This window comes from Acinetobacter beijerinckii CIP 110307 (assembly GCF_000369005.1).
Taxonomy (GTDB): Bacteria; Pseudomonadota; Gammaproteobacteria; order Pseudomonadales; family Moraxellaceae; genus Acinetobacter; species Acinetobacter beijerinckii.
On sequence record NZ_KB849764.1, the window covers coordinates 663,583 to 682,573 of the forward strand.

Here is an 18,991-nt window from a genome sequence, read left to right on the forward strand (position 1 = left end):
GTACTAAGTAGCAGTTTTTTAATTCAGTTCAATGGATTCATTTTGTCATCAAAGTTTTCTAACTTTGGAAACTCTAAGGGTTTAAGATTTTCTAAGTTTTCCAAATATGACTCAAAATTTGTGAGAATTTTTTGTCTATCTTCATGAGAAATATAAGGTACATGATAAGCAATAAATGGTGGTAGAACATCAAAGCCTGTATAGGCCAATGATCCGCGTTGAATAGAAGAAATATATTGTTCAATTGATCCATGTACAGATTGATCGCCAAACATATGTTCGCGACCACCCAAAGTAAAACATAGCATGGCTTTTTTTCCAGTCATGCCACCATGGTTATAAAAGCGTTTTCCACCATAAAAAATTCCAGATACAAATACTCGGTCAATCCATCCTTTTAAAATTGCTGGGACTGAGGTCCAGTACAAAGGAAATGTAAAAATTATTAAATCTGCTCGTTGCACCTTATCAATTTCAATCTTGATGTCTGGAGATAGACTATCTTTTTTTACTGCATTTCGTTGTTCTAATGCATAATTAAAATATTCAGGATTTTCCACAATTTGAAAATCCTGCTTAGATGCTACAGGATTGAAATTCATTTCATAAAGGTCTGAAATTTCAACTGAATATCCTTTTTTATTTAAAACCTCATCAGCAAGATTTTTTAGAGATGTGGTAAAAGACTGATTTTCAGGGTGCGCATGTACAATGAGTATATTCATCATTCAATAACCTTAATCTAAATATTTTTTCATCAAAATACTATGCCTTAAATCAGAAACATGACATAGTCCATGAACCGCCAGTCTTTACCATTTCACGCCATTCTTGCTATTTAAAGGTATAAAATGAATCCTGAATTGCCTGGAAGTTATGTAAACTTATTAGTAGAAGTCCTAAAACAAAAGAACTTTAAAACTGATGATTTGCTGAACGAATTCAATATATCTTTAAAGAATTTAGAAGCACCATTTTGGTATATAGATTTTAATACTTTCAATAACTTACTTAATAAAGCTATTGTAATGACTCAAGAACCAGCTCTTAGTATCCATATGGCGAAACTAATGAAAGTGACTTGTTACGGCCATATTGGGATAGCTGCTTCAGCTTCTGAAAATTTAGGTTCAGCAATCAATGTGTTGGAAGAGTTTATAAAATTAAATTGTTCCACATTCCAACCCGAATTAAAAGTAGAAGGTGATTTTGCATACCTTTACTTTAATCAGCCATTAGAAAATTTTAATCTTAATATTTATGGTATTACATTTTTAGTTATTGGTTTTGCTCAAATTCTTGAAAGTTTAGCTGAACAAAAATTAGATATTTGTTTTGAATTTCAGCAAGATAAATCATTATTCTTCATAGAAAATAATCCATTGCCCGAAATGAAAGTAGAATTTAATGCTGATTTTAACCGTTTAGTCTTTAGGAAAGAGTATTTATCTTTACCTTTAAAAACTGCTGATGCTTTGGTATCACGATTAGCTAAACGGCAATGTGAAAAATATAGTCAGAAATATGTTCCAAAAAAAAGGCAATTAGACAGAAACTTAAAGACTTTGGTTAAAGGCTTGTTGGTAAATGATGATCAGAAACTTTCAACTTTAAATCAAATAGCTGATCAACTGAAAATTTCTGAGAGAACATTACAACGTCATTTAGCAATTGAAGGTACAACATTCCAGATAATATTAAGCGAAACTCGTAAAGATAAAGCCGAGAAGTTATTGAAGCAAAATATATTATCTATCCAAGAAATATCAAACCTTTTAGGTTATGCAGATGTATCACATTTCTCAAGAGCATTTAAAAAGTGGACTAGCTACACGCCGAAAGCGTATAGAAACACTCAGAGATGTTATAAGTAAAAGCATTTACTATCAATGTCTTACAAAGACATTATTTCGTATAATGTATATTATGTTAAATAGAATATCTGAGACTGTGGCCTACACACAACACTGTTTGTTGCCACAGCTCAGCAACGTGAATATCTACGATTATAATTCACGTTGCTGCGTATTCTAAGTAACATAATATAAGTTATGCAGAAATCAGATCGCTACTCGATAGGCTTATGCAATCATGGCTTTGATGCATAAGCCTTGTGGTGCTGACCTATTTCAACTAGCTCAGGTTATAATAATGGCTTCCAAAAATATGGTTGATCTATTATGAACACTTCCAATGACCCTTTACACGGTAAAAAACTTGCTGACATTTTGGATGAATTATTGGATTACTATGATGGCTTTGAAGGCTTAAGTCGTAAAATTGAAATTAGATGTTTTTGCATAGATCCAAGTGTTAAGTCATCATTGCGATTCCTACGTACCACACCATGGGCACGTGAAAAAATAGAAAGCCTATATTTGTATGTCTTACGTCAAAAAGCCAAACAAAAATCGTAGCTATTTTCCCATTTTCTGATCTGTATTCAATCTTTAATAATTTTTCTCACTATATGCTCATGTGTCGGTACAAGACCTGCTTTCAATCCTAGTGGTTTAAATACCTTATCTAAGACAGATTGAGTGAGTTTGCCTTTGTCTTGCTCAATATCAGTTAATGTCCGCCGACTAACGCCGACCAAGTTTGCATATTGTTCCTGAGACAGACCAAGTATGTTTTTCCGTAAATATGCCAATAATTGCCCCAAGGTAATTTCATTCAATAGGTATTGCATATAGAGATCAATAAGAACTTGTTGACGATCTTGAGTCGGATTGTTCATATTCATAATAATTCCCATCTTTCTAATTTAGCTTCAACATAGTTGAATGAAAGTGCTGGCATCTCAATAATCTGTTTTGGCACACCTTTATCAATTAACCTTTGTTTTAGTCCAACAAGGTTACTTGCCAAAGATTTCAATGTAGTTAGAGATAAATTGGGATCGCATAAATGTGCAAGTTTTTGGGTAATTTTAACCCAACGATATTCTCCGCCTTCCTCATAAGGACTTCCCCACGTCGTTGATCTTGTTACGACCTCTGGATCTGCTTTCATTGGCGCAAAATCATAAATTGGTGCAAGCGAAATTTTCCCAGATTTTTTTAGAAATGAGGTATTTCGTCCGTGATTATCAGAATTACCAAAAATAATATTCAATAAGTCTCTTTGTAGCCATTCACAAATGAATTGTGCTGAATCAAACTCTGAATCAATAAGTGTTAGTAAATCACAAAGATTTTCAATCACTTCAAAGTGGTTAAGATAACTACCTGAAGCTTTATTTAATACAGAATAAACAGATTCAAGTCCGTGCCGATGCCATTGTTGATTGTGCCATTCAACATCAAATCTTGGCAGCCATAATGATGGATATTTTTCACCTTCAATCAGCTTCATTTCTGTTGTTTCAATTGTATTGAAACCTAATTCATTTAACTCCTGATAAAAATAATATTCTGCCCTGAGAATATTACAGTCGATTTCAGCACGATTATTTCTAGGGAATTTAACTAAATAATGTTGATCAGGTTGATCAAAGTTTTGTTGATAAGTATCAATCCAAATATTTTGATCTTTTGTCGAACGAATCAGTAACTTGGGAGCTTCACCGCCTGCCCCTGTAGCACCACCACTAATGGCGCCCATTTGCTGCGCATATTCAAGAAAATCAACATTTCGATCAGCAACATCTGCTTGGCTGAAATAGCGTAAATGCAAAGTAGATTCAGGATTTATAGGCGGAAGTGCTTCTTTAATTCGCAAGTTTCCTACGGGTGCAATTCCACCTTTTTCTAATAAAATACTATCCTGCTCGGCATGGGTTAGTCGTTGTAAGCCTAGAAATTTAACCCAATAACGGCGTGCTGCACCTGATGGAACAATATCATCCAAAAAACCAAACCATGAACTAGCTTCATGCTTTATAAGTATTTGTACTGGCAGTGATAAACTACACGCATGCTCATCCCTTTTATCCAAATTGTGGATTGCGTATTCTAACTCATACGCCAATTCACTAATGCTCGCTGAGCCTAGTTTAGGTTCTAATAATGTAAGTTCAGCTATATCTAACCAATTTTGATCAAGTAAAGCTTGTATTGTTAGTTTTTTCATTAGCAAAATTGAGCAATTATTTTCTCAAACATACTCTAAAAATTAATATTTGTGAATATATTTGCTCAATATAATTTTATTTATGGAATTTTGCGCATATTTTTGCTCAATTGCAGTTTAAATTAATATGCTTTTTAATAGTTTATGAATTACTATATTTGATGTCATTATTGAGCGTTAAATTTTTTTAAGAAGAGTGTATGATTAGGCATATTTATTTATCTATGAATTTACTTCTTATATGAAGAAAGGTTTTTCTGATAACAAACAAATTATCGTAGTTCCAACTTTTTCTGAGCTTATCACTTCTAATTTTCAGGATGATGCGAATACAATTTGTTGGTATAGAAATTTGCTAGGCGATTTCAAAGAAATTGTGAATAAACTTCAGTTAAAAGAAAGTATCACTGAGGTTTCAGTTGACGATCTATTGGCTTTGGAACTTTCAGAAAATGGAAATTTAGCAAGGAAGATCATTATCGCTGATATCCAACAATTAACAGAACTCGGCGCATCACCTACGCTTAACTTGATTCAAAATTACGAACGTGATGATGAGTTAGATTTTATTTCGACAGATGTTTATTCGTTTCATGTTGATCGCTCCCCCATTCCAACTGATACTTTTTTATGTACTTATCATGGCGCAGTTAGTGAAATTCTACCCAATCATCAAGTAGAGCAAAAAATTTTGATTCCAGAAATTAGGGAAAAACTTAAAGAGTTATATGAAGGCGTTGATACTGATACTGACTTTGAAACGTTTCTAGAAGAATATTTTTTTGATTTACATTATCAAGCGAAACCTGACAGTACGCCTATTAATTTAGGTTTAGGTCATTTATGGCGCTTGGCAGTCGACCATCCAACACAACAGGTTTTACCGTGCGTACACAGAGCGCCTATTGAGCAAGATGGTGAATATAGACTCTTATTGATTTGTTAAACTTCTTAGCTTTACGAGCTATTTTTTAGTAATTGAATTCCAAGTGGTTACATTAAAAAACCGATTTATATATTTATTAAAGCCAACTATTAAAGCTAATCGTAAATAAATAACAAAACTCTTTTTCAATTTGGAAATATGATGTATCTTAAATTGACAATTAAGCATGTCAAATTAAAAGAAAGGAATTGCTATGCTAAAAATGCAACAAGTCAAGATCACTCAAGAGTTCAATGCACCTGTCGAAAAGGTATTTGCGATCCTCAGCGAACATGAAAATTTGAATAAGCTCTTCGCTCCAGCAAAAGTGACTCGTTTGAGTGATGGTCAAGATGCTCGTAATGGGGTTGGTTCAGCGCGTAAGTTATCTATTCCACTCACGCCTTCATTTGTTGAAACAAACTTAGTGTATAGAGAAAATGAACTAATTGAATACGCGATTACCAGTGGTATCGCGCCAATTAAAGCGCATCGCGGCGTGATGAAGTTTACTGATCTAGGGAATAACAGAACACGTTTGGACTATACGATTAGCTTTAAAGGGCGTGTGCCGTTTATTGGTCCGATCGTTAAATTCGCACTACAAAATGGCGTGAGCCGTGGACTTAAAAAACTAAAAGTATAAGTTTTAGAGAGCCCCGTATTTTCTGATTTTAATCTTAACTCTCATAATTTCTGATTGTGGGAGTTTTTATTTGCTGTATAGATCAACTTTTCTTTGAAAATTAATTTCTAAAACAACATTCAGTTCATTTTTACGATAAATTAGATCTATTCAATAATTTATTTAGGAAAACCGATGACTCTTAAGCAGTTAAAGGCATTTTTGGCACTTGCGCGTACTTTGAATTATGCCAATGCTTCGCTGGAACTGCACTTAAGTCAGTCTGCTTTAAGTCTAAGTATAAAAAGTTTAGAAGATGAACTTGGCGGTAAGCTGTTTAATCGAAATACACGTCGTGTTGAGCTGACTCAAGAAGGTAAATCTCTTATTCCCTACGCAAAAAAACTATTGGCAAATTGGGATGAAATGGAAAATGACGTTAAACAACGCTTTAAATTAAATCGCGGCACACTCAGTATCGCCTCGATGCCCTTTTTTACCCATGCGATCTTGCCTGATGTGATTCATTCTTTTTTATCTGAGCATCCAAACCTTAATTTTTCGATTCACGATATTCCAAATGAAACCATTATTGAAAAAGTTCAAGATGGTATCTTTGAGTTAGGCATTTGTTTTGAACCAGAGCTGACGGAAGGCTTAGAGTTTGTGCCTTTATTTGATGAAGACTTTCTCGCCTTACTTCCTAAAAATCATCCCTTGGTAGACAAAGCACGTATTACATGGCAACAATTGTTTGCTAATCCTTTCATTACCCTACAAAAGCCATCGATTGTTCGTCACTTGGTTGAGCAAAACTGTTTGCGCAACAATATGACTTTGGATTTAAAAATTGAGTGTCATCAGATTTCTTCATTATCTAGTTTTGTTGCACATGGTATTGGGGTAAGCGCGATTCCTCGTCATTTTGCCAAGCATATTGATTTAACAGAGAATGTATTACTCGAACTGGAAGATGGAACCATCCACAAAACGGTTGGTATCGTCTATAAAAAGAATTTTGAAATATCTCATATTTCGGCACAATTTATTGAGTCGTTGATAAGGTATAAATTTTAAACAACTCATTATTGCAATTGGTCTTATATTTTTCACTTGTAAATAAATATATTTATTATTAATATTTTCAATAGTTTATGAATTTTAATCTATTGTTTTTTAGATTAAAATCTGTCCAAATAAATCAATTTATTAATTAAACTCATTAATCCTTGAGAAAAATCAACTTCTATCTACCTAGTCCTAATGCTAAAACTAAATCACTAAGGGACGATAGGACAATAATAGAATGAATAAGGTATATGCCAGTGCTGAGGCTGCAATCAAAGATGTGGTTGCTAATAACCAAACCCTTGCCGTGGGCGGTTTTGGGTTATGTGGAATTCCCGAGCAGCTCATTGTGGCGGTTAAAGAAAGTGGTGTAACAGGTCTGACTTGTATTTCAAATAATGCGGGTGTGGATGATTTTGGCCTAGGTATTTTATTGCATACCAAACAGATCAAAAAAATGATCTCATCTTATGTGGGTGAAAATAAAGAATTCGAACGTCAATATCTAAATGGTGAGCTTGAAGTTGAATTAACTCCACAAGGAACATTAGCGGAAAAATTACGCGCTGGTGGTGCTGGTATTCCAGCTTTTTATACGAAAACTGGTGTAGGAACTCTGATTGCTGAAGGCAAAGAAGAACGCAGTTTTCATGGTAAAAAATACATTTTAGAAGAATCTCTTACTGCTGATGTTTCTCTTATTAAAGCTTACAAGGCAGATAAAGCAGGAAATTTAATATTCCGTAAGACGGCTCAGAATTTTAATCCTGAATGTGCAATGGCTGGGAAAATCACCATTGCTGAAGTGGAAGAAATCGTTGAGATTGGTGAATTAGATCCAGATGAAATCCATTTACCAGGGATTTATGTGAATCGCATTATTTTAAATGCATCACCTGAAAAACGTATCGAACAAAAAACTTTAAGCATGGAGGTAGTTTAAAATGGCTTGGTCACGTAATGAAATGGCACAGCGTGCTGCACAAGAACTCGAAGATGGCTTCTATGTGAACTTGGGTATTGGCTTACCTACCCTTGTTGCCAACTATATTCCAAAAAACATGAATGTATGGTTGCAGTCTGAAAATGGATTGCTTGGTATCGGCGCATTTCCTACTGAGGAAACGCTAGACGCGGATTTAATCAATGCTGGAAAGCAAACGATTACTGCACGTGCAGGTGCGGCATTTTTCTCAAGTTCAGAATCTTTCGCCATGATCCGTGGCGGTCATGTCAATATTGCGATTTTAGGCGCTATGGAAGTTTCTGAACAAGGTGACTTAGCCAATTGGATGATTCCAGGTAAGAAAGTCAAAGGTATGGGCGGTGCAATGGACTTGGTTGCAGGTGTTCAAAAAGTTGTGGTTCTTATGGAACACTGCGCGAAAGATGGTACGCCTAAGATCGTTAAAAAATGCAGCTTACCCCTTACAGGTCAAGCCGTTGTTCATCGCGTGATTACGGATTTAGGTGTCATGGATATTACATCTGAAGGTGTTGAGCTGATTGAACTCGCAAAAGATGTGACACTCGAACAAATTCGAGCAGTAACAGGTGTGCCATTAATTTTTGATAAATCTTTAGTGGCATAAATGAGATTAAATATTCTGCTTTAGTCTGTTGAACTGGAGCAGTTTTATAACAACGTACATTTAAAGAGATATAAAAATGAGTTCTATTGTTATTGTGTCAGGTAGTCGTACCGCAATGGGCGGTTTTCAAGGTAGCCTTGCTAGTTTAACTGCTCCAGAATTAGGTGCTGCTGTAATCCGTGAGTCTATCCAGCGTGCTGGTATTGCACCAGAGCAAGTCAATGAAGTGATTTTTGGTTGTGTATTGAGTGCAGGCATTGGTCAAGGTCCTGCGCGTCAAGCAATGCGTAAAGCGGGTGTTCCAGATCATGTTGGCGCTGTGACTATCAATAAACTATGTGGTTCTGCGATGAAAGCAGTATTGATGGCATCAGATGCTTTGAAAGCTGGTAGTGCAAATATTGTGGTTGCTGGCGGTATGGAATCTATGACCAATGCACCATATATCTTACCTAAAGCACGTGGTGGTTATCGTATGGGACATGGTGAAATCAAAGATCATATGTTCTTGGATGGTTTAGAAGATGCTGAAACGGGTCGTTTAATGGGTTCATTTGCTCAGGATATGGCAAATACCAAAGGTTTCACCCGTGAGCAAATGGATAACTTTGCGATTTCTTCACTCCAAAAAGCTCAAACAGCGATTACAGAAGGATATTTCAAAGATGAAATCGTCGCTGTAGAAGTTAAAACACGTAAAGGTGTTGAGGTGATTGACCAAGATGAGCAACCTCTGAAAGCAAATCTTGATAAAATTCCGACACTACGACCTGCTTTTAGCAAAGACGGTACGATTACGGCAGCTAATTCAAGTTCGATTTCGGATGGTGCTGCGGCTTTGGTACTTTCTACAGAAGATTATGCACAAGCAAATGATTTAAATGTCTTGGCTAAGATTGTAGCTACTTCGAGTCATTCGCAACATCCAAGTGAGTTTACGATTGCTCCAATTAGTGCGATTCAAAAAGTACTTGATCGTGCTGGCTGGTCAGTTGAGGATGTCGATGCATGGGAAATCAATGAGGCTTTCGCGATGGTGGCTATGGCACCGATTCATGAGTTAGGTATTGATGAAGCTAAAGTCAATATTCACGGTGGTGCATGTGCTTTAGGTCATCCGATTGGTGCGACAGGTTCACGTATTATTCTTTCATTAATCTATGCCTTAAAACGTCTAGGCAAGAAGAAAGGTGTTGCTGCATTATGTATTGGTGGCGGTGAAGCAACAGCTGTTGCAATTGAAATCTAAATTATCAAATATCAGCAAAGCATCTCAATCGAGATGCTTTTTTTGCATAAAAATGATGTGTGGAAAAGGTTTGATCTGATTTAGATGCATTTTTCTTTCTAGATTGAATGAAAAAATAGATACCAGTCTCTTGTAAATCCAAGTGTTTTAATGAATTAAGGGTAGTCAGGAATTGAGCCAACTCACTTCTATTCTTATCCTTTTGATTTTAGGTTCTGTCTGAAATAAAAAAGCACATCAGACTATCTGATGTGCTTTTCGTATTTTAAAGAAGGATCAAGTCATATTAAGTTAAGCATTACTTGATTCGGTCAAGCTAGTTTTTACTTCTTCTACTTGTTGTTGCTCATCATCAAATTTATGACGTTTCAAACTCAATATCGCGCAAATTGCTAACATTGCAGGGACAGAAATCATCACAAAATTCATGGTATGTGGTAAGTTCAAGGTTAGTAACAAGCCTGTCAAAATCGGACCGACAATCGCACCAATTCGACCTACACCAGAAGCACAACCAATTCCAGTCGAGCGTACGCTTAGTGGATAGTATTGCGCAACATAGCTATAAAGAAGGATTGAAGTACCAATCGTCGCTGCGCCAGCAACAGTTACTAAACCATATAAAACATAAGCTGGAGAGTTAAATCCTAAGCCGATCAGTGCCACGACACCTGCCATCAGCATTCCCATAATTACAGGTTTCAAATGGAATTTATCTGAGAGAATGCCACCACCAATCGAACCAATCATTGCACCGACATTCAAAGCAAATAAGAATAAGATACTCTTGCCGAGTGAATAACCTGCTGCAAGCATAAGTTTAGGTAACCAACTACTTAGTGCGTAAACCATTAATAAGCACATAAAGAACAATACCCAAAACATAAGCGTATTGAATGCACGTCCTTGTTGAAATAAGCCTTTTACAGAACTACCTGTTGGAATATTATCTTCATTTAACACTAAACGCGTATTAATACCGATGCTTTGTTCAGGTGAAATTTTTTGAATGATGCTATGTGCTTGATCAGTTTTTCCCGTTTTAACCAAAAAGGTTAAAGATTCAGGTAGGAATTTCCAAATAACAGGTAATAAAATCAAAGGAATACCAGCAATCAAGAACATGATTTGCCAACCTTGACTCTCAACTAAAGAACTACCGATGAGTGCTGATAAAATTCCACCGATCGCATAACCACTAAACATCGTGCCAACTAAGGTACTGCGAATACGTTTGGGTGCGTACTCTGATGTGAGTGCGACGAGATTTGGCATAACCCCACCTATCCCTAAACCCGCTAAAAACCGTAAAATACCAAATTCAAAAGGATTAGATGCAAACGCACCTAAAAAAGTAAAACCACTAAAGAAGGTCACACAAATTAAAATTACATTTTTGCGTCCGATTTTATCTGCCAAAGCACCGAATAACATGGCTCCAAACATCATCCCGCACAAAGCAGTACTGGCGAGCATGCCTGCTTGTACAGAAGTGAGAGACCACTCCTGCATAAGTAAAGGTAGAACAACGCCATAAATGACGAGATCGTAACCATCAAAAATAATAATCAATAAACACCAAAGTAAAATACTCCAGTGAAAAGGTGTAAATTTTGCTTGATCAATTACTGCATTTACATTAACCGTAGATGTTGTCATTCTGCATCTCCTCAATGAGATAAATTCCTAATCATTATTTAAAACGACATAATGCACCTTAAAGAAAAATATTATTATTCAAGGTCTTATTTGTATTAAAAGTCATAACTCGCCATCATGTTGATGCGGTTATCCGTCCCTGTGCGACCATCAAAGGTTTCACGTTCACCGTAGACATATTCCATCCCTAAGGTAATTGGCTTGTAAGGGTTGTACATGCCATTGATCCAGCCTTGCCATAGTTCTTTATTTTGAGCTGTGTTGTCTTTATTGATTCGTGCAAAAGCATTGTTATCTTTGGCTTTCATATAGCCATAACCCAATGTTGAACGAAATTGAGTGTTAAATTGATGGGTAATCCCTGTTGAAATTGAATCAAACTCATTGCTTTGAATATGCTTTTGATCATCAATTGCATAACTGCTATTGGTCCACATCAGGAAGCGTCCGTCGCCTTTGATATGGTTATAGTCTGCTTTGAGAAAAGTTTTTGGTGTTAATTGATATTTTCCACCGATGCCGACACCCCATGCCCATTCTTCATCTTGACTAGTTTTCTTTTCAGCGACAAAGCTACGTCCTGAAAGCAAAGAGCCATTGTCAAACTTATGATTTACACGTCCAACAAAGGCAGGTAAACGCATTTCATTATCAGGATCAGAGCTTGCTGTATATTTAGGATCTTCTACTGCTAAAGCAAAGCTGGTATTTGCCGTAATATTGTCACTATAACGAACCAATGGTGAGCGTTGTAATGCTCCGCCTACATAGGTCGCAGCATCAATCGTTTCTGGATAATATTCAGGTGCGATAAATGTGGACCATGTCTGACCTAATAACCATTTATCAAAGGTTAAATAGGCATGACGGATACGGAATTGATCGCGTGATGCACTACCAAAGAAGTCCATTTCTAATTTTCCAACGACATCGCCCATAGCAGTAGGTGTTTTAAAATTTAGACCTATCCGAGAAACACTTGCAGTGCTATGCAAACGATCTTTTTGTTGCGCTTCTTCAGCTGTCCCTTCTAATGGTACACCGCTGATATTGTTGTACATCGTAGATGCACCTTTGGCTTGATAAGATGCATCCGCACGCAAATAACCATATAAATTAACCTCTGCACTAGATTTGGTGAGTGATAATTTCGGCGTTGTTGTTTGAACGGGTTCAGATGTCTGTGCAACCATGACCTGAGTAGTGGGCTGAGCAGGCGGAGTTTGCTTGACATAATTCTGCAGCATTGCACGCAACTCTTTCACTTCTTGACGAAGTTGTTCTATTTCTGCGCTTTCTGAGCCTGCATAACTTCCAGACATGGCAGTCAGTACAGATAGCGCTAAAACACTTTGTTGAACCGTTAAGATGAATCTTTTCATTAAAATCAATTTCCTTGTTTCATGAACTTTACTTTTCAAGTTCATTTTTTGTTTGCGTTATATCCTTTGCAGTACTTGATGACTGCATCGCATTTCTTGTTTTAAAACCTAATGATCTGATTTTATTTGGTTTTGCCTCCTCTCATTGTTTTGTGTAACGCTTTATTTAGACAAAAAGAACCTCACAATAACTATAAAAGTCACTGTTAATTGAACATTTGGTAAAAATAAAAGCTAAATTATTCTTCTAATCATTTATTCCATTATGAATGAATCCCTTGGGTTATGAGGCTTGAGCAAACTCGGCAATTTCTGCCTTTTTCGCAATCAAACCCTGATACATTAAGATTTGACTATATGAGTGTACGTCTTCAAAACCAATGTCTTGAAGTCGTTGCTGATATTCACTGAATGAAATAGTGAAAAAGTCATTTTCCATGCGATCTAACATTTTCTGGCATTGCAATCCAGTTAAACCTTGAGTCATACATAGATAACGTAAAGCTTGTAGATGCTGAGGATTGCTGCAAGGCATCAAATCATAGGTCAATAACAGTCCACTATTTTTCAAACACCGATGAATACTGCTGTAGAAGTCAGTTTTTTGTTCATCTGCTATAAAGTGCGCGACTAAAATAGAAAGTGCAGCATCAAAACCAGCACCTTCAGTTAAAGCAAAGTGATCACCATGTACAAATTGTACCTGTGCAGACTTCCCCATTTGTTTAACACGTGTTTCTGCTTTTTCAAGCATAGCTAAGGAAGGATCAAGCGCAGTAAATTTCCAATCAGGATGTCTATTTAGCAGATATTCCAACTCATAACCTGTTCCGCATCCAACAATAAGTATGTGTGCAGTTGGTTGAAGTACAGACTGTAAAATGGCATCCACTTGTTGATGAATGATTTCATATCCAGGAATTAACTTACGGATATGTTGATCATATTCTTCAACGATCTTTGGGCTATTAAAATCTTTTGCCATTCACTGTGATCCTTTGCCTTATGACTTTAAAATGCTGTTTTTTCTATGTGATGTAAAACATCATTTAGTCGAATACGTTTCCAGTTAAATTCAGTTCAGCACGCATGATTTCCTGTAACTTAAACTTCTGCGCTTTGCCTGATGCGGTCATAGGAAATTCATTAAAGAATTTTACGTAACGTGGCACTTTATTATGTGAAATGTGTTCCTTACAGAAACTACGAATGTTGTCTTCATCGGTCTGATGATGTTCATGCAAAATAATACAAGCGCATAGTTCTTCACCATAACGCGTATCAGGTAGACCAATCACTTGCACATCACAGATCGCAGGATGGGTGTATAAGAAGTCTTCGATTTCTTTAGGAAAGAGATTTTCTCCACCTCGAATGACGACATCTTTGATGCGGCCTTTGATTTTAACAAAGCCTTCAGCATCCATCTCCGCAATGTCACCTGTATGCATCCAACCTGCGGCATCAATTACTTCACGGGTTTTTTCTTCTTCGCCCCAATAGCCTGCCATCACCGAGTAACCTCTAACGCATAGTTCGCCTAAAGTTCCTTGTGGTATGAGTTGCCCTTCAGGATCGACGATTTTAATTTCGACATGTGGATGAACATGTCCAACTGTACTGACGCGTTTATCAATGGTGTCACTCACGGAGCTTTGTACGCTGACTGGTGAAGTCTCAGTCATGCCATAACAAATCGTGATTTCTGACATATGCATACGATCAATCACACGCTGCATAATTTCACGCGGGCATGGGCTTCCCGCCATAATCCCTGTACGTAAACTTGATAGGTCAAATTCATTAAATTGTTCATGTTCTAAAGTGGCGATGAACATGGTTGGTACGCCGTATGCTGCCGTACAACGTTCGTTGTGAATTGTCTTTAATGTTTCTAATGGATTAAAAACGGCTGATGGATACACCATAGTAGAACCATGTGTGATACAGGCTAGATTTCCCATGACCATACCGAAACAGTGGAATAAAGGCACAGAGATGCATACTTTATCTTGTGGCGTTAAACGAATACCCTCTCCTACAAAATAACCATTATTCAGAATGTTATGATGGGTGAGCATTGTGCCTTTCGGATTACCAGTCGTTCCTGATGTAAATTGAATATTAATGGTTTCATCAAATTGCAATTGCTTCGTAGCTAATTGTAATTGATCGAGTTGTTCTTGAGTTGGAGGAACGACTAAATCACTGAAACGATGAATACCTGTATGCTGTTTTTCATCAATTTTGATCACAAACTTTAAGAAAGGCAGACGTTCTGAATGAATGATTTTGTCTGTACAGAAAACAATTTCTGGTGCAATTCGCGTCAAAAGCTCTTGATAATCAGTCGTTTTGAATTGTGAGGCGATGATCAATCCTTTGCAGGAAACTTTATTCAATACATACTCTAACTCATGGCTTTTATAGGCAGGATTTAAGTTCACTAGGATAATCCCTGCTTTAAAAGCAGCAAATTGAGTGATCGTCCATTCCACGCAGTTTGGTGACCAGATACCGAGTCTGTCGCCTTTCTTTAAACCGAGTTTGAGCAAACTACAGGCAAAAGCATTCACTTCATCTTGTAGTTGTTTATAGGTCAACCGTCTGTTCTGATGTGAACTTACAATAGCTTCTTGATCAGCATATTGCTGACAAACTTGATCAATTTTTTCTCCAATCGTCATCCCCAATAAGGGTTGTGCACTTGGTCCAGAGGCATAGCTTAACCGTTGTTGTTGCATTGAATCATTCTCCTTGATTCTTTCTAATTCTGTTCTGATTTCATCTCATTGTTATTACTGCAACTATTCTTCAAACTGCCTTGTTTTGATTTTTTATTGTTGTTTATGCCTATTTTTTCCTCACGGCATCCACACAAAAATCAGCAATTTGCTTTGAAAAATAGTCTTTGTGTTGCTGATCAAACTTTGTATTTTGAGCTGGGTCTAGAGGTTCTACGACTACAAAAGTCATCGCGCCAACCACACAAAGTGCGGTGGTATTTAAATCCTCTAACACAAACTCGCCACTTGCATTTCCATCTGCGAGTATTTTAATAATACTTTGTTTAATCAACTGCTTAACACGAAAACGCTCATGCTCTACCAATGAGTCAACAGGTTCAAACATGAGTGAATATGCAAGCTGAGGGCTGTTTAGTGCCCTTTTTACAAAGGTTGTTACCGCTTTATGTAACTTCTGTTCCGCCGTTAGATCACTTTCCGTAATCGCATCAATCACCAATAGTTCGGTATTGATCGCTTCTGACAGAACTTCAATAAGTACCTGACTTTTATTGTCAAAGTAGCGATAAACCAATCCACTTGAAACACCTGCTTGCTCAGCAATTGTTTGTATCTGTGCGTCTTTAAACCCTCCTTCTGAAATTAATTTTCTGGCTGAACTCAAAATCGACTTACGATTTTGTTCCATCCGTTCTTGCATTAAAGATGATCGTTTATAACTCATGAAATTTATTCTCTAACAATTAAAGTGAATTGTAAATCATTTTATGAATCTCTATTCACTTTTTTAAAAATTCATTGTATGGTACTTCCTAAGCACAAACAAGAATGCTTATGGAACAACAAATATAACCAATAGGATGAACACAATGAACCTACGTAGCTTGAATTTTGGTCTGGATGAAACATTGATTGCCCTTCAAGATTCAGTTGCCGCATTTTGTGCAAAAGAAATTGCACCAATTGCTCAGCAAGTAGATAAAGACAATAAATTTCCGAGCCATCTATGGAAAAAGTTCGGTGATATGGGCTTATTAGGCCTAACGGTTTCTGAAGAATACGGCGGTACCAACCTCGGTTATCTTGCTCATATTATTGTTATGCAAGAAATTTCTCGTGCTTCTGCAGCAATTGCTCTTTCCTATGGAGCGCACTCAAACCTATGTATTAACCAAATTAATCGCAACGGTAATGAGCAACAAAAGCAGAAATATCTGCCTAAATTAATTTCTGGAGAATATGTCGGTGCCCTAGCGATGTCTGAACCGAATGCGGGTTCTGATGTGGTCAGTATGAAATTACGTGCTGAACAAAAAGGTGATCATTTCGTTTTAAATGGTTCCAAGATGTGGATTACCAATGGCGGTGATGCTGATGTCTTAGTGGTATACGCAAAAACTGATCCACATGCAGGCGCAAAAGGCATGACCGCTTTTTTAATTGAAAAGGACATGAAAGGTTTTAGTCATGGTCATCACTTAGACAAACTTGGTATGCGTGGCTCAAATACCTATCCATTGTTTTTTGACAATGTAGAAGTACCTGTTGAAAACGTGTTGGGTGGTGTCGGTAACGGCGCTAAAGTCCTGATGAGTGGCTTGGACTATGAGCGTGCAGTTTTAAGCGCAGGTCCACTTGGAATTATGGATGCCTGTATGGATGTCGTGATTCCGTATTTACATCAACGTGAACAATTCGGACAAGCTTTAGGTGAGTTCCAATTAATGCAAGGCAAACTTGCTGATATGTATTCAACTTGGCTGGCTTGTAAAGCGCTTGTATATGCCGTTGGTACAGCGTGTGATAAAGCAGATCATGACCGTAGCTTACGTAAAGATGCAGCCAGTGCCATTTTATATGCAGCAGAAAAAGCGACATGGATGGCAGGTGAAGCGATTCAAACTTTAGGTGGCAATGGCTATATCAATGAATTCCCTACGGGTCGTTTATGGCGTGATGCAAAACTTTATGAAATTGGTGCAGGTACATCTGAAATTCGTCGTATGTTGATCGGACGTGAATTGTTTAATGAAACCAAATAATAACGATAAATCAGGATGCATCATATGAATCAATTACAAAGCAAAATTAATGTGCGAAGTGAAGACTTCAAAACAAACCAACAAGCTATGCAGACTTTGGTTAATGATTTAACACAAATTGCCCAAAATATTGCATTAGGTGGCGGAGAAAACGCACGTCAAAAGCATTTAGCACGTGGAAAATTGCTTCCACGTGAACGTATTGATCAATTGATTGACGTTGGCACAGCTTTTTTAGAAATCGGACAACTTGCTGCGTATAAAGTTTATGAAGATGATATTCCTGCTGCGGGTGTGATTGCGGGTATTGGACAGGTTAACGGTGTGACATGCATGATCGTTGCCAATGATGCAACGGTCAAAGGTGGCACGTATTACCCACTTACGGTTAAAAAGCATTTACGCGCACAAGAAATTGCTGAACAAAATCACTTACCTTGTATTTATCTTGTAGATTCAGGTGGTGCGTATTTACCTATGCAGGATCAGGTCTTCCCTGATCGTGATCACTTCGGGCGTATCTTCTACAATCAAGCACGTATGTCGAGCCAAGGTATTGCCCAAATTGCAGTCGTTATGGGTAGCTGTACCGCTGGTGGTGCTTATGTTCCTGCGATGTCAGATGAAACCATCATCGTGCGTAATCAAGGCACGATTTTCTTAGGTGGCCCTCCTCTGGTTAAAGCTGCAACAGGTGAAGTCGTAAGTAGCGAAGATTTGGGTGGTGGTGATGTACATACGCGTCTTTCAGGTGTTGCTGATCACCTCGCTGAAAATGATGAGCATGCGATTGCGATTGCACGTAATATCGTTGCCAATTTGAATAAAAAATCAAACGAACTCAATAAGCAGATTGATGAACCATTGTTTGATGCGAAAGAGTTGTATGGTGTAGTCCCAACCGATGCGCGCAAGCCATTTGATGTACGAGAAGTGATTGCACGTATCGTCGATGGTTCTCGTTTCGATGAGTTTAAGGCTCGTTTTGGCTCAACCTTGATCACAGGGTTTGCATCACTTTATGGGATGCCTGTCGGAATTATTGCCAATAATGGCATTCTATTTTCTGAGTCAGCTCAAAAAGGCGCACACTTTATTGAGTTATGTACCCAACGCAATATTCCGTTGTTATTTATTCAAAATATCACAGGCTTTATGGTGGGTCGCCAATACGAAAATGAAGGTATTGCCAAGCACGGTGCCAAACTGGTGATGGCGGTTGCAACTGCAAATGTACCAAAACTTACACTCATCATTGGCGGTTCTTTTGGTGCAGGTAACTACGGTATGTGTGGACGTGCTTATTCTCCTCGTTTCTTATGGACTTGGCCAAACTCACGTATTTCAGTCATGGGTGGTGAGCAAGCAGCCAGCGTACTTTCGACTTTGAAGCGTGATCAGATCGAGCAAAAAGGCGCAGAATGGTCAGCACAAGAAGAAGATGAATTTAAGCAACCGATTCGTGATCAGTATGAACGTCAAGGTCATCCTTACTATGCTTCTGCCCGTTTGTGGGATGACGGTGTGATTGATCCAGCGCAAACGCGTCAAGTACTAGGATTAAGTCTTGCTGCAGCTTTAAATGCACCGATTCAACCGACTAAATTTGGCGTGTTCCGCATGTAAGA

General features: G+C 37.5%; 18 protein-coding genes. 10 read left to right on the forward strand and 8 right to left on the reverse strand.

Translation table 11 applies throughout. From position 1 onward, the window contains the following. Positions 1–23: 23 nt before the first annotated feature. Positions 24–725, reverse strand: a complete 702-nt coding sequence (locus tag F933_RS04760; RefSeq protein ID WP_005058952.1) for an NAD(P)H-dependent oxidoreductase — start codon at positions 723–725, stop codon at positions 24–26. Positions 726–851: 126 nt separating this feature from the next. On the opposite strand from F933_RS04760, the gene F933_RS04765 reads away from it, so the two are divergent. Together F933_RS04765 and F933_RS04770 are read left to right on the forward strand one after the other, a co-directional pair. Next, positions 852–1,874, forward strand: coding sequence for an AraC family transcriptional regulator (locus F933_RS04765; RefSeq protein WP_005058953.1), 1,023 nt, complete (start codon positions 852–854; stop codon positions 1,872–1,874). Between the two features lie 306 nt (positions 1,875–2,180). Continuing rightward, a complete protein-coding gene (locus F933_RS04770; RefSeq protein ID WP_005058954.1) occupies positions 2,181–2,417 on the forward strand; it encodes a VF530 family protein in 237 nt (78 codons plus the stop codon). Between the two features lie 26 nt (positions 2,418–2,443). On the opposite strand, the gene F933_RS04775 is transcribed toward F933_RS04770, so the two are convergent. Together F933_RS04775 and F933_RS04780 are read right to left on the reverse strand one after the other, a co-directional pair. Beyond that, positions 2,444–2,746: a helix-turn-helix domain-containing protein gene (locus tag F933_RS04775; protein ID WP_005058955.1), complete on the reverse strand. Its 303-nt coding sequence runs from the start codon at positions 2,744–2,746 to the stop codon at positions 2,444–2,446. Further along, positions 2,743–4,074 carry a type II toxin-antitoxin system HipA family toxin gene (locus F933_RS04780; RefSeq protein WP_005058956.1) on the reverse strand — a complete coding sequence of 444 codons (1,332 nt, stop codon included), beginning with the start codon at positions 4,072–4,074 and terminating at the stop codon, positions 2,743–2,745. The genes F933_RS04775 and F933_RS04780 overlap by 4 nt, the downstream gene beginning before the upstream one ends. A 241-nt stretch (positions 4,075–4,315) precedes the next feature. On the opposite strand from F933_RS04780, the gene F933_RS04785 reads away from it, so the two are divergent. The 6 genes from F933_RS04785 (at position 4,316) to F933_RS04810 (ending at position 9,533) form a co-directional block, all read left to right on the forward strand. Further along, a complete protein-coding gene (locus F933_RS04785) occupies positions 4,316–5,020 on the forward strand; it encodes a DUF1826 domain-containing protein (RefSeq protein ID WP_005058957.1) in 705 nt (234 codons plus the stop codon). Positions 5,021–5,213: 193 nt separating this feature from the next. Beyond that, positions 5,214–5,645 (forward strand): SRPBCC family protein, encoded by a 432-nt coding sequence (locus F933_RS04790; RefSeq protein WP_005058958.1) that lies wholly within the window; start codon positions 5,214–5,216, stop codon positions 5,643–5,645. Positions 5,646–5,819: 174 nt separating this feature from the next. After that, positions 5,820–6,701, forward strand: coding sequence for a LysR family transcriptional regulator (locus tag F933_RS04795; RefSeq protein WP_005058959.1), 882 nt, complete (start codon positions 5,820–5,822; stop codon positions 6,699–6,701). Positions 6,702–6,930: 229 nt separating this feature from the next. After that, entirely contained in the window at positions 6,931–7,635 is a 705-nt protein-coding gene (locus tag F933_RS04800) for a CoA transferase subunit A (protein ID WP_005058960.1), read from the forward strand. A 1-nt stretch (position 7,636) separates the two neighbouring features. Beyond that, positions 7,637–8,284 carry a CoA transferase subunit B gene (locus F933_RS04805; protein ID WP_005058961.1) on the forward strand — a complete coding sequence of 216 codons (648 nt, stop codon included), beginning with the start codon at positions 7,637–7,639 and terminating at the stop codon, positions 8,282–8,284. A 76-nt stretch (positions 8,285–8,360) separates the two neighbouring features. Continuing rightward, positions 8,361–9,533 carry a thiolase family protein gene (locus F933_RS04810; RefSeq protein WP_005058962.1) on the forward strand — a complete coding sequence of 391 codons (1,173 nt, stop codon included), beginning with the start codon at positions 8,361–8,363 and terminating at the stop codon, positions 9,531–9,533. 291 nt (positions 9,534–9,824) lie between these two features. Here F933_RS04810 and F933_RS04815 read toward each other — a convergent pair whose 3' ends face one another. The 5 genes from F933_RS04815 to F933_RS04835 form a co-directional block, all read right to left on the reverse strand. After that, on the reverse strand, positions 9,825–11,192 hold the full coding sequence (locus F933_RS04815) for an MFS transporter (RefSeq protein ID WP_005058963.1): 1,368 nt from the start codon (positions 11,190–11,192) through the stop codon (positions 9,825–9,827). 95 nt (positions 11,193–11,287) lie between these two features. Beyond that, a complete protein-coding gene (locus F933_RS04820) occupies positions 11,288–12,574 on the reverse strand; it encodes a DcaP family trimeric outer membrane transporter (RefSeq protein ID WP_005058964.1) in 1,287 nt (428 codons plus the stop codon). 283 nt (positions 12,575–12,857) lie between these two features. Next, positions 12,858–13,559: a class I SAM-dependent methyltransferase gene (locus F933_RS04825; RefSeq protein WP_005058965.1), complete on the reverse strand. Its 702-nt coding sequence runs from the start codon at positions 13,557–13,559 to the stop codon at positions 12,858–12,860. Positions 13,560–13,623: 64 nt separating this feature from the next. After that, a complete protein-coding gene (locus F933_RS04830) occupies positions 13,624–15,318 on the reverse strand; it encodes an AMP-binding protein (RefSeq protein WP_005058966.1) in 1,695 nt (564 codons plus the stop codon). Between the two features lie 109 nt (positions 15,319–15,427). Further along, positions 15,428–16,045, reverse strand: coding sequence for a TetR/AcrR family transcriptional regulator (locus F933_RS04835; protein WP_004911136.1), 618 nt, complete (start codon positions 16,043–16,045; stop codon positions 15,428–15,430). 145 nt (positions 16,046–16,190) lie between these two features. Between F933_RS04835 and F933_RS04840 the strand changes: the two genes are divergently transcribed. Both F933_RS04840 and F933_RS04845 read left to right on the forward strand, forming a co-directional pair. After that, positions 16,191–17,363, forward strand: a complete 1,173-nt coding sequence (locus F933_RS04840) for an isovaleryl-CoA dehydrogenase (RefSeq protein ID WP_005058967.1) — start codon at positions 16,191–16,193, stop codon at positions 17,361–17,363. 24 nt (positions 17,364–17,387) lie between these two features. Next, a complete protein-coding gene (locus F933_RS04845) occupies positions 17,388–18,989 on the forward strand; it encodes a carboxyl transferase domain-containing protein (protein WP_005058969.1) in 1,602 nt (533 codons plus the stop codon). Positions 18,990–18,991: the final 2 nt, after the last annotated feature.

Coding starts and splice junctions, on each gene's coding strand:
- F933_RS04760 (WP_005058952.1), bottom strand. CDS start 725: ATGAATATACTCATTGTACATGCGCACCCTGAAAATCAGTCTTTTACC.
- F933_RS04765 (WP_005058953.1), top strand. CDS start 852: ATGAATCCTGAATTGCCTGGAAGTTATGTAAACTTATTAGTAGAAGTC.
- F933_RS04770 (WP_005058954.1), top strand. CDS start 2,181: ATGAACACTTCCAATGACCCTTTACACGGTAAAAAACTTGCTGACATT.
- F933_RS04775 (WP_005058955.1), bottom strand. CDS start 2,746: ATGAATATGAACAATCCGACTCAAGATCGTCAACAAGTTCTTATTGAT.
- F933_RS04780 (WP_005058956.1), bottom strand. CDS start 4,074: ATGAAAAAACTAACAATACAAGCTTTACTTGATCAAAATTGGTTAGAT.
- F933_RS04785 (WP_005058957.1), top strand. CDS start 4,316: ATGAAGAAAGGTTTTTCTGATAACAAACAAATTATCGTAGTTCCAACT.
- F933_RS04790 (WP_005058958.1), top strand. CDS start 5,214: ATGCTAAAAATGCAACAAGTCAAGATCACTCAAGAGTTCAATGCACCT.
- F933_RS04795 (WP_005058959.1), top strand. CDS start 5,820: ATGACTCTTAAGCAGTTAAAGGCATTTTTGGCACTTGCGCGTACTTTG.
- F933_RS04800 (WP_005058960.1), top strand. CDS start 6,931: ATGAATAAGGTATATGCCAGTGCTGAGGCTGCAATCAAAGATGTGGTT.
- F933_RS04805 (WP_005058961.1), top strand. CDS start 7,637: ATGGCTTGGTCACGTAATGAAATGGCACAGCGTGCTGCACAAGAACTC.
- F933_RS04810 (WP_005058962.1), top strand. CDS start 8,361: ATGAGTTCTATTGTTATTGTGTCAGGTAGTCGTACCGCAATGGGCGGT.
- F933_RS04815 (WP_005058963.1), bottom strand. CDS start 11,192: ATGACAACATCTACGGTTAATGTAAATGCAGTAATTGATCAAGCAAAA.
- F933_RS04820 (WP_005058964.1), bottom strand. CDS start 12,574: ATGAAAAGATTCATCTTAACGGTTCAACAAAGTGTTTTAGCGCTATCT.
- F933_RS04825 (WP_005058965.1), bottom strand. CDS start 13,559: ATGGCAAAAGATTTTAATAGCCCAAAGATCGTTGAAGAATATGATCAA.
- F933_RS04830 (WP_005058966.1), bottom strand. CDS start 15,318: ATGCAACAACAACGGTTAAGCTATGCCTCTGGACCAAGTGCACAACCC.
- F933_RS04835 (WP_004911136.1), bottom strand. CDS start 16,045: ATGAGTTATAAACGATCATCTTTAATGCAAGAACGGATGGAACAAAAT.
- F933_RS04840 (WP_005058967.1), top strand. CDS start 16,191: ATGAACCTACGTAGCTTGAATTTTGGTCTGGATGAAACATTGATTGCC.
- F933_RS04845 (WP_005058969.1), top strand. CDS start 17,388: ATGAATCAATTACAAAGCAAAATTAATGTGCGAAGTGAAGACTTCAAA.